The sequence below is a fragment of the Streptomyces sp. NPDC107654 genome, assembly GCF_055639035.1.
Genome location: NZ_JBVKBI010000003.1, coordinates 447,273 through 469,790 on the forward strand (window position 1 = coordinate 447,273; position 22,518 = coordinate 469,790).

The window sequence follows — 22,518 nt, forward strand, 5'->3', positions numbered from 1 at the left end:
CTCAGCGGCGATGCCGCCCCCCGCCCCAACCGCCCCCGTCCCAGCCGCCGCCATCCCGGCCGCAGTACTCCGGGTACGCCGTGCAGGGGTCGACGGTGACGGTCGGCGAGGGCGCCGGAAGGGCCGTGGCCGTGCTCGGCGCGGGCCTGGGCCGGGTCGTCCCGGAGGGCGTGACCGTGGCAGCCGGCGGCGCGGGCGGTGCGGTGGCGGTGGCCACCGGGGTGCCGTCGCCGTCCCAGTTGACGTTCTCCATCCGCAGGTCCGGGTGGGCGGTGTCGACGGACCAGCGCTGGGCGGTGCCGGGGGCGCGGGTCTTGAGCACGAGGGCGCCGGAGCCGTCGGTGGCGGCGGGTGTGAGGGCCAGCCCCTGGTCCGAGCGCGGTACCAGGACGCCCTGGAGGGTGAAGTCGTAGCGGATGTCGCGGGCGGCCCGGCCGGTGGCCGTACAGGGGGCTAGGCGCACGGAGTAGCCGAGGCTCGAGTCCAGGCACAGGTCGGGGGCGGCGGCGGTGCGCAGCAGCCCGTCGGTCTCGTACGTCCACTGCTGGGTCGGGGCGGCGGAACAGCCGGCGAGCTCCGTCTCGGCGCCCTCGACGGCCTTCTCCCCGACGACACCGACGCACAGGCCGGAGGCGAGGTTGCGCAGCCTGCCGTGCAGGGCACCCTGGCCCGGCGCGGTCCGCCCGGCCCAGGAGGGGCCCGGGGAGGCCGCGTCCCCGCCCGGCGTGCGGGACGGCGTGGGACCGGGCGCCGGACTCCCGCCGGAGTCGAGCGCCGACCACAGCGTGAGCGGCAGTACGACGAGGCCGCCGACGGTGACGACGGCCAGCGCGAGGTTCCGCCGCCGCGCACGCCGCGCGGCGCGGTGCGCGGAGCGGGGGGAGGCGGGGGCGGGGGCCGTGCTCGGCGTGGCTCCGGTTCCGGTTGGGGCTCCGATGTCGTCCCCGGGGCCTTGAGGGCTTTCGGCGGCGGGGGCGGCGGCCGTTCGGCGGCGGGCCGTGAAGGTGCCGCGGCCGGCTGCCCGCCGGCGCGGGGCGGCTCGGGGCGGCGCCGGCGCGGCGGGGTCCGCCGGGCCGGCGGGATCGGCGGCGTCCGTGGGCTCGGCGGGTACGAAGGGCTCCGCCTTCGGGGGCGCGAAGGGTTCCCCCGCCCGCGGTGCGAAGGCGTCCCCGCCCGAGGACGCGAAGGTGTCCGCACCCGGGGACGCGAAGGCCTGCTCCCCTCCGGGAGCGGCGGTGTCCCCGCCCCCCGCCACGACGGCGGAGGCCGCCGGGGCGGGTGCGGTGGGCTCCTCGGCGCGGGCCGCCCGGGAGGTCACGTAGTCGCGGGCGCCCCAGCCGAGGACCGCCTCGGCGAGCGCGAGGCCGAGGCCGTCGTCGAACCGGGTGAGCTGGCCGGCGGTGCGGCCGCAGTGACCGCAGCCGGCCAGGTGCTCGCGCAGGTCCGGGTCGATGTCGGTGCCGCCGCGCCGGAAGGTCACGTCGAGCATGCGCTGATAGCGCCGGCACTCGGCGTCGGGGGCGAGTTCGCGGTGCACCTGGAGGCACTCCTCGCGCAGCCGCTCGCGGGCCCGGCGCAGTTCGACGCGGACGTCCTCTTCCTCCAGGCCGAGCAGCGCGGCGGGCAGGACCGGGGGTTCGGCCTCGACCTCGGTGTGCCACAGCACGGCACGGGAGATCTCGGGGATGCGCTGGAACGCCCGGGACAGCAGCCGCCGGTCGGGCGGCGGCAGCAGCCGGGCCGCGGCGCGCTCGCCGGTTCCGTCGCCGGGGCGCAGGCCGGGGTGGAGGAGTTCCCGGCGACCGTCGGTGTCCCACTCGGCCGCGATCCGGCGGACGGCGACCAGCACCTGGGGCCGCCAGGCGGCGGTCGGGCCGGCCTGCCGGAGGGACGCGCCGAACAGCCGGGTGAAGGCGGCCGTGGTGAGCATGCCCGCGGCGCGCGGCCCGTCGGTGCACAGCCGGGCGTAGGCGAAGGCGGCCGCCCAGTGCCGGTCCAGGAGTTCACCGACGGGATGCAGCGCCGGTGACGCTCCCGTCCACTTCTTCAGTTCGGCACTCAGCTGTTCGTCCGACGGGCCTGCCTCGGTCACGGCCGAATTCCTCCAGACGCACTACGGGGAATTAGTCCATACCAATCAGTATGGCGAGGTCATGAGGCAGCTCGAACGTCCACCTGAGGCGGCACTTTTGCACAGCCGAACACTTCCGAACAAGAGATCTTGCGATTCTCGGCATTCCGCGCACGCCTTTTGCCATTGACAATGCGTCAACTGCGGCCTTTCAGAGCGCCGGCGGGGACGGGTCAGTGGCCGCTGACCGCGCGCGGGGTGTACGGCCGCTGGAGTTCCTCCAGCTCCTTCTCGCTCAGCTCCAGTTCCACCGCGGCCACCGCGTCCTCGATGTGGTGCGGCTTGGCGGCGCCGACGACGGGGGCCGCCACGGTGTCCTGGTGGAGCAGCCAGGCGAGGGCCACCTGGGCGCGGGGCACACCGCGGCCGTCCGCGATCCGGGTGACGGTCTCGACGATCGCGCGGTCGCTCTCCAGGTACAGCCGGCTGCCGAACTCGTCGGTGGCGCTGCGGTCGGTGACCGCGCCCCAGTCACGGGTGAGCCGGCCGCGGGCGAGCGGGCTCCACGGCAGCACGCCGACGCCCTGGTCCGCGCAGAGGGGCAGCATCTCCCGTTCCTCCTCGCGGTAGAGCAGGTTGTAGTGGTTCTGCATGGACACGAACCTGGTCCAGCCGTGCCGCTCGGCGGTGTACTGCGCCTTGGAGAACTCCCACGCGTACATCGAACTCGCCCCGATGTAGCGCACCTTGCCCGCCTTGACCAGGTCGTGCAGCGCCTCCATCGTCTCCTCGATCGGCGTCGCGTGGTCGTAGCGGTGGATCTGGTAGAGGTCGACGTAGTCGGTGCCGAGCCGGCGCAGGCTGTGGTCGATCTCGCTCATGACGGCCTTGCGGGACAGCCCCGCCCCGTTGGGACCCGGCCGCATCCGGCCGTTCACCTTGGTGGCGAGCACGATCTCGTCGCGGTCGGCGAAGTCCCGCAGGGCCTTGCCGACGATCTCCTCGCTGGTGCCGTCGGAGTAGACGTTCGCGGTGTCGAAGAAGGTGACGCCCGCCTCCAGCGCCTGCCGGATCAGCGGGCGGGCCGCCTCCTCGTCGAGGGTCCACTCGTGGGCGCCGCGGTCGGGCAGGCCGTACGTCATGCAGCCCAGACAGATCCGCGAGACGTCCAGGCCCGTCGAACCGAGCTTCACGTACTGCATCGTTGCTGCTCCTGCCTTCGGGGCGATGGTCATCGCAGCCTACGACGGTGTCGCGGGGACCGACTTGACGCCGCCGCGGTGCGGAGGATGTGATCCTGACACGCGCCGCGCCGCCCGGCGTGGGCAGGACGGAGCGAACGTGTCCCCCTCGGGTGTGTACCGTGCCGGCGGGTCGCGCACGGCCCTCGGCGCCCTGGCGACGACGCTGCTGGTCACGGTGACGGCACTGGCCGGCTGTGCGTCCGGCGCACACGAGGACGACGGTGCGGTGCGGTTGCCGCCGCGGCACGCCGGGTTCGACTACCAGATCGGCGGCGCCTACCCCCCGCCCACGGGCGTGCGGATCGTCAGCCGTGACCGCTCCGACTCCCCCGCACCGGGCCTGTACAACATCTGTTACGTCAACGCGTTCCAGGCGCAGCCCGCCGAACGCCCCTCCTGGCCGGCCGGTCTGCTGCTGCGCGACGCGCGCGGCGAGGTCGTGATCGACCAGGACTGGGACGAGCCGCTGCTCGACATCCGCACCCGGGCCAAGCGGGAGCGCGTGGCCCGGCGCGTCGCGCGGTGGGTCGACGGCTGCGCGGACCGGGGCTACGACGCCGTGGAGCCCGACAACTACGACAGCTACACCCGCTCCGGCGGGCTGCTCACCGCGTCCGACGCCACCGCGTTCATGCAACTGCTCACCCGGCACGCGCACGCCCGGCACCTGGCCGTCGCGCAGAAGAACACCGCGGAGCTGGCCGGGCGTCGCGAACGGGCCGGGCTGGATTTCGCGGTCACGGAGGAGTGCGGGCAGTACGACGAGTGCGAGGTATACGCGAAGGCGTTCGACGACCGGGTGGTGGACGTCGAGTACACCGACGGCGGCCTGCGCGCGGCCCGCGCCCGCTGGGGCCACCGGCTGAGCATCGTCCGCCGCGACCGCGACGTGTCCACCCCGGACGCCGCCGCGTACGTCCGGAAGGTTCGCTGGGGCGTGGGCCGGGGTGGTACGGCGCCCTGGTCGCCGTACCACCCCGGTCCGTCAGCCGGTCAGCCGGTGCTGTCCCGCACGGTGATCGCGCTGACCGGGCAGGCGCGGGCCGCCTCCCGGACGTTCGCGTCGCCGGCTCCGTCCTCGCGGCCGGGCAGGAGGGTGCTGTAGCCGTCGTCGTCCTGGGTGAAGACGCCCGGCGCGGCCAGCGCGCACTGTCCGGCGCCGATACAGACGTCCTTGTCGATGTCGATATGCATGAGCAGAGCCTCTTACCAGGTCACCGGGAGTTCCAGCATTCCCTGGATCGTGTCGCCGGGTTTGAAGGGAATGTCCTCGACCGGGACGGCCGGCCGCAGACCGGGCAGCCGGGTGAAGAGGCTGCCGAGGGCGATCTCCAGTTCCGCGCGGGCCAGGTTCTGGCCCAGGCACTGGTGGATGCCGAAGCCGAACGCGATGTGGTGGCGGTCGGGACGGTGGAAGTCCAGGGCGTCGGGTTCGTCGTAGACGGAGGTGTCGCGGTTGATCACCGACGTGGAGAAGAGCACGCCCTCACCGGCCCGGATCGTGGTGCCGGCGACCTCGATGTCCTCCAGCGCCACCCGCTGCAGCCCCTCCGCGATGGACAGCATCCGCATCAGCTCCTCCACCGCGGCGGGCAGCAGCGAGGGGTCGGCGCGCAGCTCGGCCAGCCGGTCGGGGTGCTGGAACAGGGTGTAGGTGCCGAGGGAGATCATGTTGGCCGTGGTCTCGTGACCGGCGACCAGCAGGATGATGGCGAGCGAGACGGCGTCGGTGCGGTCCACCTCGCCGGTGCGGAGCCGCTGGTGGACCAGTTCGTCGAGGATGCCGTCGCCGGGCTCGGTCTCCTCGGCCTTGGCGTCGATCAGCCCGCCGAGGTACTCCTCCAGCCGCTCGCGGGCGGCGACGGTGTCGGCGCCGGTCGGGCCGCGCAGCAGCCTGCGGGACTGTTCCTCGAAGAACTCGTGGTCGGCGTACGGCACGCCGAGCAGGCCGCAGATCACCATGGAGGGCACGGGCAGCGCGAACGCGGAGACCAGCTCGGCGGGCGGTCCCTGCTCGATCATCGTGTCCAGCAGTCCGTCCACGATCCGCTGGATCCAGGGGCGCAGGGCCGCCGCCCGCTTGACGGTGAACGACGGGATCAGCATGCGCCGCTGCCGGTGGTGCTCGGGGTCGTCCAGGCCGAGCAGGGCCACCCTGCGGTTGCGGCCCGCCTCGAACCGGGGCGTGGGCACGGGGAAGCCGGGGTGGCGGCGCTCGGTGGACAGCCGGGGGTCGGCGAGCAGGGCGCGTGCGGCGGCGTGGGCGGTGACGGCCCAGACCTCGCGGCCGTCGTAGAGGGTGACGCGGGACAGGGGTCGCCCGTCGCGCAGCGGGGCGTAGCCGGTGGGCGGGTGGTAGGGACAGGTGCGGTCCTGGGGGAAGGCGACGGGGTCGGCCGGGGCAGCCGGGCCGTTGGTGTCCGTCAGTTCCGTCATGGAAAGACCTCGCAGACGAAAGAGTGCGTCGTGCCGATCTTCATTAGATGCCCCAGGCATCTATGGGTCGACGTCAAGTTCGGCCACTTCGGTGACCTTCGTCATCTGGCCGAAGTACCCCGTTCGGAGCGACCGGATCGGGCCACCGTCCGTTCGGCTCGCGAGGGATCTTTTCCGCCGCCGGCGGGCAGTGATCGGGTGGCACGGAATCGTTGGACCGAGGAAAGGAAGCGGGATCCATGCCTCTTGAGGGCGAGTACGAGCCCAGCCCGACGCAGTGGGTGCGCGAGCAGGTCGAGCTGTACGAGAGCTCCGGCGGGACGAAGGGGACGACGCTGCTCGACACCGGGATGCCGGTGATCGTGCTGACCACGCGGGGCGCGAAGAGCGGGAAGATCCGCAAGACGCCGCTGATGCGGGTGGAGCACGAGGGGCGGTACGCGGCGGTCGCCTCCCTCGGTGGCGCTCCGAAGCACCCGGTCTGGTACTTCAACGTGAAGTCGGACCCGCACGTCGAGCTGCAGGACGGGCCGCGGAAGCGGGACATGCGGGCCCGTGAGGTCACCGGGGCGGAGAAGGCCGAGTGGTGGGAGCGGGCGGTGGCCGCGTACCCGCCCTACGCCGACTACCAGGAGAAGACCTCCCGGGAGATCCCGGTCTTCGTGCTGGAGCCGCTCGACGAGAGCTGATTCCGGCCTCAGACCGGACCGTTTCAGAAAAATCTGTTCCGGTGGCGTGTGAACCGGCGCCCGGACGGGCACTGGTGCGTCAGGCCCCGCCGCGTTCCCCCGTCGCGGCGGGGCTTTCTCGTGCCTCGCCCGCCGGCCGGTCGGTGACGTCCAGGAAGATCTGGCCGACGGCGGGGAACGTCCGGGTGAGGGACCGCTTGATGCGCACGGCGACCTCCTCGACGCGCTCGCTGTCCAGGCCCGGCGCCAGGTCGACGCGGGCGGCGACCAGGGTGGAGTCGAGGCCCATCTTCATGGTGAACACGGCCTCCACGCTGTCGATCTCCGGCTGCGCCCGCAGCAGCGCCCGGATCCTGCCGGTCAGCTCCGGGTCGGCGGCCTCCCCGATCAGCTGGGCCTTGGCCTCACGGCCCAGCCGGTAGGCGACGTAGACGAGCAGCAGGCCGATGGCCAGCGAGGCGGAGGCCTCCCAGACGACCTGTCCGGTCGCCATGTGCAGGCCCATCCCGATGAGGGCCAGGGTCACGCCGAGCACCGCGGTGCCGTCCTCGGCGACCACCGTGCGCAGCGCGGGATCGCGCAGCGCGCCGAGACCGCCGCCCTGCCGGCGGACCTGGTGCAGCGCGCGCAGCAGCGAGGCCCCCTCGGCGAACAGGGCCACCCCGAGCACGATCAGGCCCGCCACGTAGCCGCTGAACTTCTCCTCCGCGCCGCCGCGGAGCGCCTCCAGGCCCTGGAAGAAGGAGAAGCAGCCGCCCATGACGAAGATGCCCACGGCGGCGAGCAGCGACCAGAAGAAGCGCTCCTTGCCGTAGCCGAAGGGGTGCCGGGCGTCGGCGGGGCGGCGGCTGCGGCGCAGCGCGGCCAGCAGGAAGACCTCGTTGAGGCTGTCGGCGACCGAGTGCGCGGCCTCCGAGAGCAGCGCGGGCGAGCCCGCGAGGACACCGCCGGCCGCCTTGGCGACGGCGATCACCAGATTGGCGCCGAGGGCCACGAGGACGGTGATCGTGGTGTGCCGGTCGGCTTGGGTGTCGGCCGCGCCACCGGAGGGGGCACGGGCCGGGGCATCGGCCGCGGCTTCGGCCGGGGCATGGGTATCGGCTGTGACGTCGGCCGTCCGGGCGGCCGTCTCTCGTTCCGAGGATGTCCTGCTCACCCTTGGCCGACTGCCCCGGACCGCACGGCTCACACCGTGCGGGCCGCGCGAAACGGGGAACGCGGAGGCCAGGAGACTTCGTGACTCCGTGCGGCGAGGAGGAGAGCATGGGCGGCGACGGCAACAGCGCCTACGGGCACCGGGCCTTCACCCGGTCCAGGAGCCACTTCGCGGACCGGATCACCGCCGACGGCCGGGACGGCTGGCCGGTCGAGGCGGGCCGCTACCGGCTGGCGGTTCACCCTGGACCCCGGCGGCCGGGACCCGGTGCTCGGCATCCGGTTCCTGAGCGAGGCCTACGACCGGCGGGAGACCGGCTACCCGGGCGGGGTGAGCGTGCCCGCCGTGGTGGACGTGCCGAGCGGGCGGCTGGTCACCAACGACTACCAGCGGCTCACCCTCGACCTGGCCACCGAGTGGACGGCGCTGCACCGCGCCGGCGCGCCGGACCTGTACCCGCCCGGCCGGCGCGAGGAGATCGACCAGGTGATGGCCGAGGTCTACGAGGACGTGAACAACGGTGTGTACCGGGCCGGGTTCGCCTCGCGGCAGACGGTGTACGAGGAGGCGTGCGCGGCCGTGTTCCGGCGGCTGGAACTGCTCGGTGAGCGGCTGTCCGGACAGCGGTATCTGGTCGGCGACACCCTCACGGAACCGGACATCCGGCTGTTCACCACGCTGGTCCGGTTCGACGCGGTGTACCACGGGCACTTCAAGTGCAATCGCTGGAAGCTGGCGGAGCACCCGGTGCTCTGGGCGTACGCGCGGGATCTGTTCCAGACCCCGGGCTTCGGCGACACGGTCGACTTCGACCACATCAAACGGCACTACTACCAGGTGCACTCCGGTATCAACCCCACCGGCATCGTGCCGCTCGGGCCTGATCTCGCGGGCTGGCTGAGCCCGCACGGCCGCGCGGAGCTGGGCGGCCGGCCGTTCGGGGACGGGACGCCGCCGGGGCCGGTGCCCCCGGGCGAACGGGTGGCCCCGCAAGGGCGCCCCGCATGAGGGGCGCCTCACGAGGAAGTAGTCACACATGGCCAAGAACAAGAAGAAGAAGCTCCCTGTCGTCTACCAGCCGGTCGGATTCGTGCTCAGCTGGGCGGGCGGTGCGCTGGCCGGTATGGCCTTCCGCAAGGCGTGGATGGCCATCCGGCACGAGGAGGACGCGCCCGACGCGCTGGACCCGGACCGCGGCTGGGGTGAGATCCTGCTGGCCGCGGCGGTCCAGGGCGCGATCTTCGCGGTGGTGCGCAGCGCGGTCGACCGCACCGGCGCGAAGGCCATCGCCCGCTCGACGGGCGTGTGGCCGACCACGGACAAGACCGGCCGCGACTGACCCCTCGGCCCCGGCGCCGCAGCCCCTCACTGCGGCGCCCCCACCCCTCCACCGCGGCGGCGCGGCCGCGGCCCTCACCCCTGCTTGGGTGCCGTCCGGGGAACCAGGCGCAGGGTGAAGGAGTGGCCGGCGGGGTCGGCGTAGGCGCGGTGTTCGTGGACGCCCGTGGCGGCCCTCGTCTCGACGGGGCGGCCGCCCAGGGACACGACGCGCCGCTCGGCCTCGTCCAAGTCGTCGACCAGGAAGTCGAGATGGAGCTGAAGGGAGTTCTCGGGGCGAGGCCAACTGGCCGGGGTGGCGTTGACATCGCGCCGGAAGGCCAGCCGGAACCCGTCGGCGCCGCGCACCTCCACCAGGTTGGCGGACGCGGCGGCCAGCTCGCCGTCCAGCAACTCCTTGTAGAACTCGGCGAGTTCCTCGGGCTCGGAGCAGTCCAGCACCACCATGCCCGCCTTCACCAGTGTCATGGATCCTCCCGGGATCGAGGAAGTGTCGTCCGGGCCGCTCGGTCTCTCGGCCTCTTCCCAGGCGGATATCCCGGGCCGCGCGATTCAGTCGGCCGGCAGCCACGCGCCGTCGCGCATCAGATCCCGCCCGCGCAGCTCGTTCGCCTCGCGCCAGGCCTGGATCCGCTGCGGCAGGACCCTGAAGTACAGGTAGCGCTCGGCCAGCCGGCGCGGATCGAAGCCGGTCTTCCCGGCGAAGACCTCGGCGTCCTCCTCCGGCAGGTCCTCGGGCGTCACCGCCCGCACGACGCCCTCGACCACGACGACGTCCCGCGTGGGGCCGATGCCGAGCCGGGCCAGGCCGGTGGCCACGAGGTTGCGGCCGGTGGGGCTGTCGGCCGGAGTGGCGAGCAGCAGCGAGCCGCCGTCCCACACGTAGGACAGCGGGACGAGATACGGGGCCGCGCCGTCGGGTCCGGCGGTGGCGACCCACGCGTCGACGTCGTTCTCCAGCCGGTGGAGGGTGTCCTTCTTGCGCTGCTCGAAGCTGCGGGCGGGGGGCGGGGTCATGGCGTACGGCCTCCTCGGAGTGATCGTTGCGATCAGTGTGGCCGGGGATTCCCGGTGCGCGCACGGAGTTGCCCCAGGCGTGTCCGGGCGGCGGTGAGGAACAGGTCCAGGGCGGCCGGGTAGGAGCTGACGCGCATGCTGGCGTCGAGATGGCGGGCGGTGGCCGCGATGTGCGGGTGGGTCTCGGCGGGCAGCCGGCCGTAGGTGGTCCGCCACACCTCCGCCTCCGCCTCGCGCGCGGCCCGGGGCAGGGCGGTGCCCGCGGAGTCGAGGGCCCCGAAGGCGAGGGCCTGGTCCACGAACGCGTGGTAGATCCGCACCGCCTCCGCGTCCGGGAACCCGGCCCGGCGCAGCACGCCGAGGATGCTCTCCACGGCCTGGATCTCGTGCGCGCGGCCGGTGACGCGATGGGCGCTGAGCATCGCCGCCCGCGGGTGCGCGAGGGCTCCGGCGTGCATGCGCAGTCCGAGGTCCCGCAGGTCGGCGGTCCAGTCGCCGGTGGGCCGCCAGGAGCGCAGGCTCCGGCCGATCAGTTCGTCGGCGATCGCGAGCATCAGGTCGTCGGTGTCCCGGAAGTACCGGTACAGCGAGCTGGGGTCGGCGCCCAGGGCCCGGCCGAGGCGGCGCACCGAGAGGGCGTCGGCACCGTGCTCCTCGATCAGCCGCAGCGCGGTGCCGACGATCAGCCCGGCGGAGAGCACGACCCCCTGTTTGGTGGGACGGCGGCGCTGCCGGGCGGCGGGCGGGACGACGCGGTCGCTCATGGTGGCCTCCTGGGACGTGCCCGGCACCTTACGACAACACCGTTGACCTGTTAAGTGCCCCGGCAGTTACATGTCCGCTCACCGGGGCCGATCGGAGTCCCCGCGGCAGGAGCGGAGAGCCGGCCATGAACGACAGACCCCACGCGGCGGACGATCCCGCGCGGCCCGCGCTGCGCAGGTCGCTGGGCGTGCTGGACGGCGTCGCCGTCGCCGCGTCCAGCACGGCGGCGACCACCAGCATCGGCATCGGGCTCGGGGTCACCGCCGGGGTGGTCGGGCCGCACCTGCCGGCGATCATGCTGCTGGCGTTCCTGCCGGTGCTGGGCATCGCCGGCGCCTACGCCCGGCTCAACCGGGTGGAGCCGAACGCGGGCAACGGCTATGTGTGGGTGGGCCGCTCGCTCGGTCCCTGGCTGGGTTTCACGGTCGGCTGGGTGAACCTGGTGGCGAGCGTGGCGTTCCTCGCCTACACCACGGCGGTCACCGGTTCGGCACTGCTGCAGCTGGCCGGTCTGGCGGGCCTGCACCGGATCGGCCCGCTCGGCCTGGACCCGGACTCGACCGCCCAGACGACGGCCGTGGGCGTGCTGGTGCTGGCCGCGGTCACCGTGACCGCGGTGTCCGGGGTGCGTACGGCGGCCCGCTTGCAGACCTGGCTGCTGGCCTTCGAGTACGCCGTCCTGCTCGGCTTCTGCGGCTACGGCCTCGTCACCGGCCCGCACCCCTTCCGGCTGTCCTGGTTCGACCCGTTCGCCGTCCCCTCGGCGACCGCGCTGGCGCAGGGACTGCTGCTGTCGGTGTTCTGCTACTGGGGGTTCGAGGCCGCGTTCTCCGTCACCGAGGAGGTGCGCGCACCGCGGGACGCCTCACGGGCCGGGCTGATCACCCTGGTGACGATGCTCGGCCTGTTCCTGCTCGGCTCGGTCGCCTTCCAGCGGGTGCTGTCCGGGCCGGAGCTGGCCGGGCACGGGGCGCGGGGGCTGGCGTACTACGGCGACCGGCTCGCCGGACAGCCGCTGGCCGCGCTGCCCCTGGTGGCGCTGATGTTCTCGGCCGTGGCCTCGCTGCAGGCCGGGGTCATCCCGACGGCCCGCGGGGCGTTCGCGATGAGCCGGGACCGTACGCTCGGTCCGGTGTGGTCCCGGGTCGGCGCCCGGTACGGAACGCCGGCGGCGGGCACGCTGCTGATCGGGGCGCTGGCCGTGGCGGTGGCGCTGGCCGCCGTGGTGATCCCGCGTCTCGCCGACCTGATCACGGCGACGGTGAACGCGGTCGGGATCGTGGTCGCCCTGTCGTACGCGCTCACGGCGCTCGCCGCGGCCGTGCGGTTCCGCTCACTGCTGCGCACGGACCGTCGGCAGGCGCTGCGGGCGGTGGTGTCGCCCGCACTGGGCGCGCTGGCCCTGCTGGCCCTCGGCGGCTACCTCGGCTGGTCCTTCTACGCCTCCGCCGACCACTTCGCGATCAGTGCGGACAACGGCTGGTTCCTGCTGTTCGTGCCGCTTGCGATGATCACGTCCGGGTTGCCGGTGGCCGGCTGGGCGAAGTGGGTGCGCAAGTCGCCGTACTTCACCACGGGTGCGGGCACCGACGCCGGCTCGCCGAAGCTGCTCACTCCCTCCAACTGACCGACCTGGAAAGGCATCATGCACGCTGACTTGCTCTTCACCGGCGGCCCCGTCCTCACCCCCGAGGGCCGCACCGCCACCGCCGTGGCCGTCACCGGGGACCGGATCACCGCCGTCGGGCACGCGGACGTACGCGAACTCGCCGGTCCCCGCACGGAGGTGGTGGACCTGGCCGGGCGGTTGCTGCTGCCCGGTTTCCAGGACGCGCACGTCCATCCGGTGCCGGCCGGGCTGGAACTGTCCCGGTGCGACCTGACGGGCCGGACGACGGCCGAGGAGACCGTGGCCGCCGTACGCGCCTACGCCGACGCCCACCCGGAGCGGGAGTGGATCCTCGGCGGCGGCTGGTCGATGGAGGCGTTCGCGGGCGGTACGCCGACGAAGGAGCTGCTGGACGCGGCCGTCCCGGACCGGCCGGTGTACCTGCCCAACCGTGACCATCACGGCGCCTGGGTGAACAGCCGCGCACTGGAGCTGGCCGGGATCGGCCGGGACACTCCGGACCCGGCGGACGGGCGGATCGAACGGGACGCCTCCGGGGAACCCGGTGGCACGCTCCAGGAGGGCGCGATGCAGCTGGTCGGCCGGCTGACCCCGCCCGCCACCCCCGCCGACCGGCTGGCGGCGCTGCTGCACGCCCAGCGGCATCTGCACGCGCTCGGCATCACCGCCTGGCAGGACGCGCTGGTCGGTGACTTCCTCGGCATGGACGACCCGGCGGAGGCGTACCTCACCGCGGCCGCGGACGGTTCGCTCACCGCCCGGGTCGTGGGCGCCCTGTGGTGGGACCGGGAGCGGGGTGCCGAGCAGATCCCGGAACTCGTCGGGAGGCGGGCCGCGATGAGCCGGGGCCGGTTCCGGGCGGGCACGGTGAAGCTGATGCTGGACGGGGTCGCGGAGAACCACACCGCCGCGCTGCTCGAACCATACCTGGACCGGTGCGGCTGCGCCACGGCCAACCGCGGCACGAGCTTCATCGACCCGGACCAACTCCCCCGATACGTCACCGAGTTGGACGCGCTCGGCTTCCAGTGCCACTTCCACGCGCTGGGCGACCGGGCCGTACGGGACGCGCTGGACGCGATCGAGACGGCCCGGGAGGCAGGCGGGGCGCTCGACACCCGTCCGCATCTGGCCCACCTCCAGGTGGTGCACCCGGACGACGTGCCGCGGTTCGCCCGGCTCGGCGCCACCGCGAACATCCAGCCGCTGTGGGCCGCCCACGAGCCGCAGATGGACGAGCTGACGATCCCGTTCCTGGGACCTGAACGGGCCCGGCTCCAGTACCCGTTCGGGGCGCTGCTGCGCTCCGGGGCGCGGCTCGCGGCGGGCAGCGACTGGCCGGTGAGCAGCCCGGACCCCCTCCAGGGCATCCATGTCGCGGTCAACCGGATCGAACCGGGCGGCACCGGGCCGGTGTTCCTGCCGGACGAGCGGCTCTCCCTCTCCGACGCGGTGACGGCGTACACGGCCGGTTCGGCGTACGTGAACCATCTGGACGACACCGGCCGGGTGGCCGTCGGCGCGCTCGCCGACCTGGTGGTCCTGGACCGGGACCCGTTCTCGGGGCCGCCGGAGGCGATCGCGGAGACGAGTGTGGCGCTGACCTACGTGGGAGGCACGTGCGTGTACGCCGCGCGCTGAGCGCGGCGCCGGTCAGTCGCAGCCGACGCCCTCCTCGACCAGCGGCCACGCCTCCACGCCGTGGTCCGCGCGGACGTACGCCGTCGCCCTGTCGGGCGTCAGCCACAGCCGCCGGCCACGGCGGTGGTATCCGGTGTCCCGGGCGTCGGCGGGCATGCGGACCGCCGCCCGGTACGGCGCCCGGAGCAGCCCGTCCCGGCCCAGTACGCCCTCGGGGTCACGGGCGTAGGTCCGCTTCCCCAGGGCGAGGAAGGCGGCGGACTGCCAGCCGCAGTGCTCCGGCCCGGTCGAGCCGTGCACCGTGGTGACCGGGACCCGGCGGCCCGCGTGGTCGGTCCAGATCTGCCAGTCGGTGGTGGCCGTGAAGCTCTCCGGGAGTTCGGCCGGGTCGCAGGAGGCGCTGGTCTCCGGGCCCCAGCCGGGCCGGCCCTTCCGGTCCCTGGCCACCACGACCGCCACCTTGGTGCGGCCGCGCACGTCGTAGGAGTAGAGGACCCGGTCCCGCTCCTCGCGCTCCACGCGGTAGCCGTGGTCGGGCTGCTCCGGCTGGACCATGTCGAAGTAGAGGGCGAGGCCCTCCTCCGGGGTGTCCCCGCCGTCGGACCCGCTCCAGCCGTCGGGTCCGGAGCCGTCGAAGATCTCCCCGTCGCACTCCAGCGCCCGGCCGGCCGCACCGGAGGCCTGCCGGACCGCGTCGGGGGTTTCCTCGTCGAGTTGCCTGGTGGGGACGTGCAGGGGGCCGCTGTAGGGGTGCGCCGGAGGGGCGCCCCGCACCACCAGGTCGGGCCGGGGCCCGTCGTCGCACCCCGCGACGGCGACCGCCGCCAGCACCGCCCCCGCCGCCACGAGCCCTCCGCGCATGCCCCGCCCCCGTTCTCCCGCTGCCGTGTGCGCTCCTTCGACGCCGGGGCGGGCCGGAACGTTCAGCGGGCCTGCTGGAAGGTTCTCCGGTAGGCCTGCGGGGAGACGCCGATCGCCGCGTGCAGGTGCTGGCGCAGCGAGGCGCCGGTGGCGAAACCGACCTCGGCGGCGATCCGGTCCACCGGCAGGTCGCTGGCCTCCAGCAGGTGCCGGGCGCGGGCCACCCGCTGCTGGATCAGCCAGCGGCCGGGGCTGAGGCCGACCTCGTCGTTGAAGCGGCGGGCGAAGGTGCGCAGGCTCATCCGGGCATGGTCGGCGAGGTCGGCCAGGGTGAGCGGCTCGTCCAGGCGCTCCAGCGCCCAGGCGCGGGTCGCGGCCGTACTGGCGGGACCGCTCTCGGGGACCGGCTGCTCGATGTACTGGGCCTGGCCGCCGTCCCGGAACGGGGGCACGACGCAGCGGCGGGCGACGGCGTTCGCCAGCTCGCTGCCGTGGTCGGTGCGGACGATGTGCAGGCAGATGTCGACGCCGGAGGCCGCCCCGGCCGAGGTGAGGATGCGTCCGTCGGCGACGAAGAGGACGTCCGGGTCGAGCTCCACCCGGGGGTGGCGGCGGCGGAACAGGTCGGCCACCTGCCAGTGGGTGGTGGCCCTGCGGCCGTCGAGGAGGCCGGCCTCGGCGAGCACGAAGGCGGCCGTGCAGATGGAGACGATCCGGGCGTCCGGGCGGATCCGGGCCAGGGCGTCGCGGACCCCGGCGGACAGTTCGGTGGGGATGTGGACGGGCGCCATGGAGGCGACCACGACCGTGTCGGCCGTCGGGAGGATCTCGGGGCCGTGGGCGACGCCGATGGTGAAGTCGGCGTTGGTGCGCACCGGGCGGCCGTCCACCGAACAGGTGAGCACCTCGTAGTGGCCGTCGGCCGCGCCGAAGATGCGGCTGGGAATGCCCAGCTCGAAGGGGTAGACGCCGTCGAGCGCCAGGACGACGACCCGCTCCGGGCGCCGGGGGCGCAGCTCCACATCAGACATGGCACGATCCTATCGAAGGTTGGCGTTCATGCCATTTCCCGGCCGGGCGGGCTCCGGCAGGCTGGGGGACCATGAGCGATGTGAACACGATGCGAGCCATCAGCCAGGACGTCCTCGGCGGTCCCGAGGTCCTCAAGGAAGTACGAGTCGAGCGGCCGAAGCCGGGCCCGAACGAGGTGCTGGTCCGGGTTCGGGCCGCCGGGGTGAACCCCACCGACTGGAAGCACCGGGCCACCGGCGGGTTCCTGGGCGAGCCCCCGTTCGTCCTCGGCTGGGACGTCTCCGGGGAGGTCGCGGAGACCGGGATCGGCGCGGCGGCCTTCCGGCCCGGCGACGAGGTCTTCGGCATGCTGCCGTATCCCTTCGGCCACGGCTCGCACGCCGAGTACGTCACGGTCCCGGTCCGGGCCCTGGTGCACAAGCCGGCCTCCCTCGACCACGTCCAGGCGGGTGCGCTGCCGCTGGTCTCCCTGACCGCCTGGCAGGCGCTGACCGAGCACGCGGACGTCCGGCCGGGGCAGCGGGTGCTGATCCACGCGGCGGCCGGCGGCGTAGGCCATGTGGCCGTGCAGATCGCCAAGGCGCGCGGGGCGTACGTGATCGGTACGGCGAGCGCGGGCAAGCACGACTTCCTGCGGGAGATCGGCGTGGACGAGCCGGTCGACTACCGGTCCACCGATGTCACGGAGACGGTCCGGGACGTCGACGTGGTCCTGGACACGCTCGGCGGCGAGACCTCCGTGCGGTCCCTGCGGATGCTGCGGCCGGGCGGTGTGGTGGTGTCGATCCTTCCGGTGGGCGACGACGACTTCCCCGAGGAGGCCGAGCGGCTCGGCGTGCGGGCGGTGCGCATGCTGGTCGACGCGGACCGCTCGGGGATGCGGGCGATCGCGGAACTGGCGGAGTCCGGGCGGCTGAAGGCGACGATCGCGGGGACGTTCCCGCTGACCGACGCGGCGAAGGCGCACGAGCTGGGCGACACCGGCCGGACCACGGGGAAGCTGGTGCTGCTGGCGGACTGAGCGGCACCGGCCGGGCGGCACGGTACGAACGACACGGGCCGACGCGCGACAAACTCGAAGACATATGTCAATCGAACATGCTCAAATTCCTTCCATCGAGGGTAACTTGACGATCGGGAAGCGACGTCGGGGCGCGGGGTGGGAGGTGGTGCCGAGGTGCGACACGAACCCGTACCCCTCACCCGGCAACTGGGCATGTACGACCACCGCGGGCACACGGTGCTGGAGTTCCGGGGTGAGATCGACATCGCCGCGGCGACGGAGATCGGCCCGTTCCTCGACCGGGTCACCGACCGGCCCGGCGCCCGGGTCGTCATCGACCTGCGGCCGGTGGAGTTCTTCGACTGCTCGGGCCTGCGCCTGCTGTACCGGGCGCGCGTCCGGGTGCTGGAGCGCGGCGGGCAGCTGCACCTGGTGTGCACGCACCCGTTGACCCTGCGGGTGTTCCGGGTCACCGGGCTGACCCGCTTGCTGCCCCCGCAGCCGGACCTGGACGCGGCCCTGGCCCGCTCCGAGGCCGCGTCCGGTTCGCTGTGACGGACCGGTCTGTTCCGGCCGTCCGCGGGCATCCGGTCGGCAGGAAGGAGGGCCGTCGCGATGACGACTCCCGTGAGGCGCCTGCCGGGCTGGGCCAAGTTCATGACCATGGCCGTGGCGGCGATCGTGCTGGTGCTCGCCCTGCTGTTCGCCGGGATACGGCTGGCGGTACTGCCGGGCATCAAGGACCTGTTCGGCACCGAGACCGAAGACCGTTCCGGACCCGCGCTGCTCAAGTCGATCCAGGACATGAGCCGTTACGACGCGGCGTCGGGCAACTTCCAGGTCGTCGTGGACCTGGAGAAGGACGCGAAGTTCCTGCCCGACGCCATCCGCGGCACCCGCACCCTGTACGTCGGCGCGGGCACCGTGGACGCCTACGTCGACCTCGGCCGGGTCGGCGAGAAGGACGTCACGGTCGACGGCGACCGTACGTCCGCGACCATCCGGCTGCCGCACGCGCGGCTCGGCAGGCCGGCCCTGGACCCCGACCACTCCTACGCCGTGTCCAAGCAGCGTGGTCTGCTGGACCGGCTCGGCGACCTGTTCTCGGACAACCCCAACAGCGAGCAGGCCGTGCAACGGCTCGCCGTGCGGCACATCGGGGACGCGGCGAAACACAGCGGGCTGACCGCGCGCGCCGAGAGCAACACCACCGACATGCTCCAGGGGCTGCTGCGCTCCCTCGGCTTCACGAAGGTGCACATCGCGTACGGCCCCTGATCAGGAGCCCAGCACCCCGGGCAGGGCCAGCGCTCCCAGGACGGTCGCGCCCACCAGCAGCCAGGCCACGTAGTCGCCGACGTGCCCGGACTGCAGGCGCCTGACGGGCGCGGCCCAGCCGGGGGCGGCCACCCAGCCCGGGCGGGTGACGGCGAGACCGGCCAGCGCCACGGCCAGCGCGGCGGAGGCCACGCCCAGCAGCGCACCGTGCGCGGTCCAGTGCACGGAGGCGTGCGCGCCGCCCGAGCCGGCCTCGTTGACGGACCGGGCCACCACGGCACCGAAGCCCGGGACCACCCCGATCGCGAGGGCGGCGGCGAGCAGGACGGCGGGCACGGTCGTCATGGTGTCCGGGATCCGGCGCAGCGGCCCGGACGTCTCCGGTTCCTCGTCGGAGCCGCCGGTCTCGTACGCGGCGTCCCCGGGGCGCGGGCCGAGGCCCAGGAAGACGCGGGCGGTGACCCGCAGTACCGCGCCCGCGGTGATCGCGGAGGCGGCCACGTACACCACGGTGAGCGGGCCGCCCACCGCCTCCTCGGTGACCGCCTTGCCCAGCGCCGTACCGAACGGCGGCAGGCCGGCGAGGCCGAGGGCTCCGACCGCGAACATGACCCCGGTGGCCTGCAGGGACCGGCCCCGGCCGTGCAGCGCGTGCTCGTCCACACTGGCGAACCGGTCCAGCAGGACGCCCGCGCAGGCGAACAGCGCGGCCTTCACACCGGCGTGGCCGAGCAGGTAGAGGGCCACGCCGTCGTCGCCCTCGGGGCTGAGGACGCCGAGCCCGACGAGGAACAGGCCGGTGTGGGAGACGGTGGAGTACGCGAGGAGCCGTTTGATGTGCCGCTGGTACCAGCACATGACGGCGCCGGTCACGGCCGTGAGGGCGCCGAGGACCACCAGGGCCCGGGTCAGGTCGGCGGCGGGGATGCCGCCGGGGCCGGCGAAGACGGTGCCGTACACCCGCCACACGCCGTAGGAGCCGAGTTCGACCATGACGCCGGACAGGAGCATGCAGACGGGAGTGGGGGCGACGGCGTGCGCGTCCGGGAGCCAGAAGTGGAACGGCACGGCCGCCGCCTTCACCAGCAGCCCGGTGAGCACCAGCACGAAGGCGGCGAGGACCAGCGCGTCCGGGCCGCCCTGCCCTGCGGTGGCGTCGAGCCCCCGGCCGATCTTCGCCATGGCCAGCTCCCCGGTGCGGGCGTACAGCAGGGCGATGCCCATCAGCAGGGCGTACGCGCCGAGGGAGTTGACGACACCGAAGGTCAGGGCGCCCTGCACGGCCTTGGCCTCGTCGATGCGGTAGCCGGTCAGGGCGTACGCCACCACGCTCATCAGCTCGAAGAACACGAACGCGTTGAACAGGTCACCGGCCAGGGCGAACCCGCACATGGCGCCCTGGAACACCAGCATCAGCGCGGTGAAGGAGCCGGCGCGGTCCCGCGGGGGCTCGTCGAAGTAGCGCCAGGAGTAGGCGAGGGCGGCGAGGGTCAGCAGGGAGGCCAGCGAGGCCATGCCGAGCCCCGGGCCGTCCCCGACCACCAGGATGCCGACGCTCTCGCCGCCGACGGGCAGCCAGCCGCCGACCCACTCGACCATCGGCGGCGCGGAGTTCAGCAGCAGCACGAGTGTGAGGGCGGCGGTACCGCCGGAGAAGGCGAACCCGGTGATCTCGACGGCGATCCGGGGCAGTCGGCGGCCCACGGCCACCAGCAGGGCGGCGCCGAGCAGCGGGACCGCGACGGTCAGCGGGATCAGGTGGTGCATCAGCCGCGCAGCTCCCGCAGTTCGTCGGGGTCGATCGTGCCGTGCCGTTTGGCGATCTGCAGGACGAGGGCCAGCAGCAGCGCGGTGACGGTGGCGCCGACGACGATGTCGGTGAGGGTGAGGGCCTGCACCACCGGGTCGACCACCGGCCGGAAGCCGGGCTTCATGTCGGAGAAGACGGGCGCGGTGCCGCCGTCGCGGTAGCCGACCGCCAGCAGCAGCACGTAGGTGGCGGACTGGCACACGGCGAGGCAGCCGACGGCGTGGATCAGGTTCCGGCTGGTGGCGAGGCCGTAGCAGCCCGTCAGGAAGAGGTAGGCGGCCGTCAGGTACGGAAGGACGTGCATCACGGCGTTCATCTCTGGTGCGTCCCCTCGGTCCGTTCCCCGCTCGGCTCCTCGATCTCCACGGCCTGGTCGAGGAAGTGGGCGAGCAGGACGACGACCGCGCCGGCCACCTCCATGCCGACGGCCGCGTTCAGCAGTGGGACGGTGCCGCCGGAGGACAGCGTGTCGAAGGTGCCGTACGGAAGCAGGGTGTTGGCGAGGAAGGCGGTGCCGGCCAGGACCGAGGCGGTGCCCAGCACGAGGTAGGCGGCGACCGCGAGGGAGTCGGTGGTCTCGTAGACGCCGAGCGGGCGGACGCGTTCCAGTGCGCGGTAGTCGGCGCCGAGGTAGAGCAGGTGCAGGGCGGTCGCGGCGACGACCCCGCCCTGGAAGCCGCCGCCGGGGCTGAGCTGGCCGTGGGCGATGATGTACAGGCCGGTGAGCAGGGCGACGGGCAGCACGAGCAGGGCGTAGCGGCGGACCGGGCGGGCCACCTCGGCGGGTTCGGGCCGCGCCCGCTGCTCGTCGCGGGCCTGGCGCAGCAGCACCAGGCAGCCGAGGACGGCGGCGAACAGGATGCTCATCTCGCCGAGGGTGTCGTAGGCGCGCTGGTCGAAGTTGACGGAGGCGATGGCGTTGGCGGTGTGCCGGGCGAGGGAGGCGTGCACGGCCCGGTCGCCGTACGGGTGCCGGCGGCCGCCGAAGTCCGGCAGGCTGAGGCAGGCGGCGGCGAGCAGGGCGGCCAGGCCGGTGCCGCCGACGGTCAGCAGGGCCGGCCGCAGCCGGTTCACCTCGGCCCCTCCTTCGAGCGGCCCCGGCGTTTGACCTTGCGCACCGACAGCATGATCAGCAGCGGGGTGAGGGCGGAGCCGACGGCGAGCTGGGACAGGCCGGCGTCGGGGGCCTGGAGCACGGTGAACAGCGCGGCCAGCAGCACGCCGAGGAAGGACAGCACCAGCGCCTGACGGGCGGGGTCGCGCTGGGCCACGGCCGCGGTGGCGGAGGCGGCCACGAGCACGAGGACGACGACGATCAGCACGTCGGACACACGGCACCCGCCTTCCGCACACTGGCCGGCACGCACCGGCCGCCCGGAACTCCCCGCTCCCCGGCCAGACCCCACACCCCGTCAGCCACGACGCAGTCCCTGCCGCCCGCCACCGGGCCGGCCACCCGGCGCACATCCCGAACTCCCGAGACACCGGCCGAGTCCCCCACCCCGTCAGCCCACGCACAGCCGGCATCCCAGCCGCTCGCCACCGGGCCGGCCACCCGGCGCACACCCACAACTCCCCCGTCACCCCGGGCCTGGTCAGCCACGACGCACCCGACGTCCCCGACGTGCGTCACCGGGCCGGCCGCCCGGCGGACGGCCGGGGTTACCGCCAAAGCGCCACCGGAGCCGCCCCTGCCCCGCGTCCCGTCAGCCACCGCCCACCCCCCGGATCCCGCCCGCCAGTGCGCGGGAGGCGATCAGGTTGCCGCTGATCAGCAGGGCGCCGATCACCAGGAGCTTCACGGTCGCCCGGCCCGCGTCGCCGGCCACGCACAGGGCGAGGACGACCGCGGCGCCCAGTGCCGCCGCCGCCCAGGTCAGCGCCCACGCGCTCGGGCGCTGCCCGGCCAGGTCGTCGGAGAGGAGGCGGGCGAAGACCAGGGTGCCGACCGGGCCGAGGAGGGCGAGGAGCAGGGCGAGATCGACGTAGGACGGGCGGCCGTAGCCCTGGGCGAGGAGCAGCAGGGCCGGGCAGACGGCGGAGGTGGTCAGGTTCTGGGCGATCACCCGGCGGGCCGGCGGTCCGGTGGCCACGCCCCACAGGGCGGCCGCGCCTCCCCCGCCCAGCTCGACGGTCGCCGCGAGGATCCAGCCGTTCACCTCCAGGTCACCGCCCGCCGGCCGGCCCGGGCCAGCAGTGCGCCGGCGGCGGCGCAGCTCGCTCCGACGATCCGTTCCAGGGTGTCGACCGTGCTGATGAGCACCAGCCACAGCAGCGCCAGCGCTGCCCACCAGGCGAGGAGTTCACCGCCGGCCAGGAGCGCCGTGCGAGCCGTACGGCGGGTCATGCGGCACCTCCTGGAGTCCGCTGCGCTCTGGTCCGCTGTGCTCGGGTACGCGGCGATGTGTCCGGAGTGCCGCTGGGGGCATCCAAGCACCGCCCGCCCCGGGCGGCAGCGGCGGCACGCGGGTCCGCACCCGGAGTGCCTCCCAGGTGTGAACGGAAACCAGGGGCGGGTGCGCACCGGGCGGCGGCATCCTCGGCCGG

At 73.8% G+C, this 22,518-nt stretch carries 23 protein-coding genes and 2 pseudogenes; 9 read left to right on the plus strand and 16 right to left on the minus strand.

Features of this window, described 5'->3' with window-relative positions; genetic code table 11:
• Window position 1: 1 nt before the first annotated feature.
• Both ACZ7N4_RS07845 and ACZ7N4_RS07850 read right to left on the minus strand, forming a co-directional pair.
• The gene (locus ACZ7N4_RS07845) at window positions 2-2,092 is read right to left on the minus strand and encodes an RICIN domain-containing protein (protein WP_471354948.1); all 2,091 of its coding nucleotides are present in this window, start codon (window positions 2,090-2,092) and stop codon (window positions 2-4) included.
• A gap of 212 nt (window positions 2,093-2,304) precedes the next feature.
• Complete coding sequence (locus tag ACZ7N4_RS07850) at window positions 2,305-3,273, minus strand: aldo/keto reductase (protein WP_471354950.1); 969 nt, start codon at window positions 3,271-3,273, stop codon at window positions 2,305-2,307.
• A 208-nt stretch (window positions 3,274-3,481) separates the two neighbouring features.
• Between ACZ7N4_RS07850 and ACZ7N4_RS07855 the strand changes: the two are divergent.
• A pseudogene (locus ACZ7N4_RS07855) lies at window positions 3,482-4,246 on the plus strand (endo alpha-1,4 polygalactosaminidase); the annotation flags it as partial.
• 62 nt (window positions 4,247-4,308) lie between these two features.
• Here the strand turns inward: ACZ7N4_RS07855 and ACZ7N4_RS07860 are convergent.
• The gene (locus ACZ7N4_RS07860) at window positions 4,309-4,509 is read right to left on the minus strand and encodes a ferredoxin (RefSeq protein ID WP_189299357.1); all 201 of its coding nucleotides are present in this window, start codon (window positions 4,507-4,509) and stop codon (window positions 4,309-4,311) included.
• Window positions 4,510-4,521: 12 nt separating this feature from the next.
• Window positions 4,522-5,751 (minus strand): cytochrome P450, encoded by a 1,230-nt coding sequence (locus ACZ7N4_RS07865; RefSeq protein WP_471354952.1) that lies wholly within the window; start codon window positions 5,749-5,751, stop codon window positions 4,522-4,524.
• Between the two features lie 239 nt (window positions 5,752-5,990).
• Between ACZ7N4_RS07865 and ACZ7N4_RS07870 the strand changes: the two genes are divergently transcribed.
• Complete coding sequence (locus ACZ7N4_RS07870) at window positions 5,991-6,440, plus strand: nitroreductase family deazaflavin-dependent oxidoreductase (protein ID WP_467922392.1); 450 nt, start codon at window positions 5,991-5,993, stop codon at window positions 6,438-6,440.
• Window positions 6,441-6,519: 79 nt separating this feature from the next.
• On the opposite strand, the gene ACZ7N4_RS07875 is transcribed toward ACZ7N4_RS07870, so the two are convergent.
• On the minus strand, window positions 6,520-7,446 hold the full coding sequence (locus ACZ7N4_RS07875) for a cation diffusion facilitator family transporter (protein WP_471355149.1): 927 nt from the start codon (window positions 7,444-7,446) through the stop codon (window positions 6,520-6,522).
• Between the two features lie 257 nt (window positions 7,447-7,703).
• Between ACZ7N4_RS07875 and ACZ7N4_RS07880 the strand changes: the two are divergent.
• Window positions 7,704-8,604 (plus strand): annotated as a pseudogene (locus tag ACZ7N4_RS07880) (glutathione S-transferase C-terminal domain-containing protein).
• A gap of 28 nt (window positions 8,605-8,632) precedes the next feature.
• A complete protein-coding gene (locus ACZ7N4_RS07885; RefSeq protein ID WP_471354955.1) occupies window positions 8,633-8,935 on the plus strand; it encodes a DUF4235 domain-containing protein in 303 nt (100 codons plus the stop codon).
• Between the two features lie 74 nt (window positions 8,936-9,009).
• Here ACZ7N4_RS07885 and ACZ7N4_RS07890 read toward each other — a convergent pair whose 3' ends face one another.
• The 3 genes from ACZ7N4_RS07890 to ACZ7N4_RS07900 all read right to left on the minus strand — a co-directional run bounded on the left by ACZ7N4_RS07890 (window position 9,010) and on the right by ACZ7N4_RS07900 (window position 10,715).
• Entirely contained in the window at window positions 9,010-9,402 is a 393-nt protein-coding gene (locus ACZ7N4_RS07890) for a VOC family protein (protein WP_471354957.1), read from the minus strand.
• An 84-nt stretch (window positions 9,403-9,486) separates the two neighbouring features.
• Window positions 9,487-9,951 (minus strand): pyridoxamine 5'-phosphate oxidase family protein, encoded by a 465-nt coding sequence (locus tag ACZ7N4_RS07895; protein ID WP_471354959.1) that lies wholly within the window; start codon window positions 9,949-9,951, stop codon window positions 9,487-9,489.
• Between the two features lie 32 nt (window positions 9,952-9,983).
• Window positions 9,984-10,715, minus strand: coding sequence for a TetR/AcrR family transcriptional regulator (locus ACZ7N4_RS07900; RefSeq protein ID WP_471354961.1), 732 nt, complete (start codon window positions 10,713-10,715; stop codon window positions 9,984-9,986).
• Window positions 10,716-10,840: 125 nt separating this feature from the next.
• Between ACZ7N4_RS07900 and ACZ7N4_RS07905 the strand changes: the two genes are divergently transcribed.
• Together ACZ7N4_RS07905 and ACZ7N4_RS07910 are read left to right on the plus strand one after the other, a co-directional pair.
• Complete coding sequence (locus ACZ7N4_RS07905) at window positions 10,841-12,343, plus strand: APC family permease (RefSeq protein WP_471354963.1); 1,503 nt, start codon at window positions 10,841-10,843, stop codon at window positions 12,341-12,343.
• Window positions 12,344-12,361: 18 nt separating this feature from the next.
• A complete protein-coding gene (locus ACZ7N4_RS07910; RefSeq protein ID WP_471354965.1) occupies window positions 12,362-13,987 on the plus strand; it encodes an amidohydrolase in 1,626 nt (541 codons plus the stop codon).
• Window positions 13,988-13,999: 12 nt separating this feature from the next.
• On the opposite strand, the gene ACZ7N4_RS07915 is transcribed toward ACZ7N4_RS07910, so the two are convergent.
• Complete coding sequence (locus tag ACZ7N4_RS07915; protein WP_471354967.1) at window positions 14,000-14,848, minus strand: hypothetical protein; 849 nt, start codon at window positions 14,846-14,848, stop codon at window positions 14,000-14,002.
• Between the two features lie 62 nt (window positions 14,849-14,910).
• A complete protein-coding gene (locus ACZ7N4_RS07920) occupies window positions 14,911-15,879 on the minus strand; it encodes a GlxA family transcriptional regulator (RefSeq protein WP_471354968.1) in 969 nt (322 codons plus the stop codon).
• 71 nt (window positions 15,880-15,950) lie between these two features.
• On the opposite strand from ACZ7N4_RS07920, the gene ACZ7N4_RS07925 reads away from it, so the two are divergent.
• The 3 genes from ACZ7N4_RS07925 to ACZ7N4_RS07935 all read left to right on the plus strand — a co-directional run bounded on the left by ACZ7N4_RS07925 (window position 15,951) and on the right by ACZ7N4_RS07935 (window position 18,161).
• Window positions 15,951-16,901 (plus strand): NADP-dependent oxidoreductase, encoded by a 951-nt coding sequence (locus ACZ7N4_RS07925; RefSeq protein ID WP_471354971.1) that lies wholly within the window; start codon window positions 15,951-15,953, stop codon window positions 16,899-16,901.
• Window positions 16,902-17,057: 156 nt separating this feature from the next.
• Entirely contained in the window at window positions 17,058-17,438 is a 381-nt protein-coding gene (locus ACZ7N4_RS07930; protein WP_471354973.1) for an anti-sigma factor antagonist, read from the plus strand.
• 60 nt (window positions 17,439-17,498) lie between these two features.
• Window positions 17,499-18,161 carry a DUF4230 domain-containing protein gene (locus ACZ7N4_RS07935; protein ID WP_471354975.1) on the plus strand — a complete coding sequence of 221 codons (663 nt, stop codon included), beginning with the start codon at window positions 17,499-17,501 and terminating at the stop codon, window positions 18,159-18,161.
• Here the strand turns inward: ACZ7N4_RS07935 and ACZ7N4_RS07940 are convergent, their stop codons facing one another.
• From ACZ7N4_RS07940 to ACZ7N4_RS07965, 6 genes are all read right to left on the minus strand, one after another.
• Window positions 18,162-19,928 carry a complex I subunit 5 family protein gene (locus tag ACZ7N4_RS07940; protein WP_471354977.1) on the minus strand — a complete coding sequence of 589 codons (1,767 nt, stop codon included), beginning with the start codon at window positions 19,926-19,928 and terminating at the stop codon, window positions 18,162-18,164. It abuts the gene before it with no gap.
• Window positions 19,928-20,275: a sodium:proton antiporter gene (locus tag ACZ7N4_RS07945; RefSeq protein ID WP_471355151.1), complete on the minus strand. Its 348-nt coding sequence runs from the start codon at window positions 20,273-20,275 to the stop codon at window positions 19,928-19,930. The genes ACZ7N4_RS07940 and ACZ7N4_RS07945 overlap by 1 nt, the downstream gene beginning before the upstream one ends.
• An 8-nt stretch (window positions 20,276-20,283) precedes the next feature.
• Complete coding sequence (locus tag ACZ7N4_RS07950; protein WP_471354979.1) at window positions 20,284-21,045, minus strand: MnhB domain-containing protein; 762 nt, start codon at window positions 21,043-21,045, stop codon at window positions 20,284-20,286.
• Window positions 21,042-21,302 carry a Na(+)/H(+) antiporter subunit B gene (locus tag ACZ7N4_RS07955; RefSeq protein ID WP_471354981.1) on the minus strand — a complete coding sequence of 87 codons (261 nt, stop codon included), beginning with the start codon at window positions 21,300-21,302 and terminating at the stop codon, window positions 21,042-21,044. The genes ACZ7N4_RS07950 and ACZ7N4_RS07955 overlap by 4 nt, the downstream gene beginning before the upstream one ends.
• Before the next feature lie 375 nt (window positions 21,303-21,677).
• On the minus strand, window positions 21,678-22,130 hold the full coding sequence (locus ACZ7N4_RS07960; protein WP_471354983.1) for an MrpF/PhaF family protein: 453 nt from the start codon (window positions 22,128-22,130) through the stop codon (window positions 21,678-21,680).
• Window positions 22,127-22,318, minus strand: coding sequence for a hypothetical protein (locus tag ACZ7N4_RS07965; protein ID WP_471354985.1), 192 nt, complete (start codon window positions 22,316-22,318; stop codon window positions 22,127-22,129). The genes ACZ7N4_RS07960 and ACZ7N4_RS07965 overlap by 4 nt, the downstream gene beginning before the upstream one ends.
• Window positions 22,319-22,518 lie beyond the last annotated feature (200 nt).

What these genes read in the sequence shown, in the direction of transcription:
- ACZ7N4_RS07850 (WP_471354950.1), bottom strand. Translation starts at nt 3,273, where the DNA reads ATGCAGTACGTGAAGCTCGGTTCGACGGGCCTGGACGTCTCGCGGATC.
- ACZ7N4_RS07885 (WP_471354955.1), top strand. Translation starts at nt 8,633, where the DNA reads ATGGCCAAGAACAAGAAGAAGAAGCTCCCTGTCGTCTACCAGCCGGTC.
- ACZ7N4_RS07940 (WP_471354977.1), bottom strand. Translation starts at nt 19,928, where the DNA reads ATGCACCACCTGATCCCGCTGACCGTCGCGGTCCCGCTGCTCGGCGCC.
- ACZ7N4_RS07920 (WP_471354968.1), bottom strand. Translation starts at nt 15,879, where the DNA reads ATGTCTGATGTGGAGCTGCGCCCCCGGCGCCCGGAGCGGGTCGTCGTC.
- ACZ7N4_RS07895 (WP_471354959.1), bottom strand. Translation starts at nt 9,951, where the DNA reads ATGACCCCGCCCCCCGCCCGCAGCTTCGAGCAGCGCAAGAAGGACACC.
- ACZ7N4_RS07935 (WP_471354975.1), top strand. Translation starts at nt 17,499, where the DNA reads ATGACGACTCCCGTGAGGCGCCTGCCGGGCTGGGCCAAGTTCATGACC.
- ACZ7N4_RS07905 (WP_471354963.1), top strand. Translation starts at nt 10,841, where the DNA reads ATGAACGACAGACCCCACGCGGCGGACGATCCCGCGCGGCCCGCGCTG.
- ACZ7N4_RS07915 (WP_471354967.1), bottom strand. Translation starts at nt 14,848, where the DNA reads ATGCGCGGAGGGCTCGTGGCGGCGGGGGCGGTGCTGGCGGCGGTCGCC.
- ACZ7N4_RS07860 (WP_189299357.1), bottom strand. Translation starts at nt 4,509, where the DNA reads ATGCATATCGACATCGACAAGGACGTCTGTATCGGCGCCGGACAGTGC.
- ACZ7N4_RS07910 (WP_471354965.1), top strand. Translation starts at nt 12,362, where the DNA reads ATGCACGCTGACTTGCTCTTCACCGGCGGCCCCGTCCTCACCCCCGAG.
- ACZ7N4_RS07965 (WP_471354985.1), bottom strand. Translation starts at nt 22,318, where the DNA reads ATGACCCGCCGTACGGCTCGCACGGCGCTCCTGGCCGGCGGTGAACTC.
- ACZ7N4_RS07865 (WP_471354952.1), bottom strand. Translation starts at nt 5,751, where the DNA reads ATGACGGAACTGACGGACACCAACGGCCCGGCTGCCCCGGCCGACCCC.
- ACZ7N4_RS07945 (WP_471355151.1), bottom strand. Translation starts at nt 20,275, where the DNA reads ATGCACGTCCTTCCGTACCTGACGGCCGCCTACCTCTTCCTGACGGGC.
- ACZ7N4_RS07925 (WP_471354971.1), top strand. Translation starts at nt 15,951, where the DNA reads ATGAGCGATGTGAACACGATGCGAGCCATCAGCCAGGACGTCCTCGGC.
- ACZ7N4_RS07890 (WP_471354957.1), bottom strand. Translation starts at nt 9,402, where the DNA reads ATGACACTGGTGAAGGCGGGCATGGTGGTGCTGGACTGCTCCGAGCCC.
- ACZ7N4_RS07900 (WP_471354961.1), bottom strand. Translation starts at nt 10,715, where the DNA reads ATGAGCGACCGCGTCGTCCCGCCCGCCGCCCGGCAGCGCCGCCGTCCC.
- ACZ7N4_RS07870 (WP_467922392.1), top strand. Translation starts at nt 5,991, where the DNA reads ATGCCTCTTGAGGGCGAGTACGAGCCCAGCCCGACGCAGTGGGTGCGC.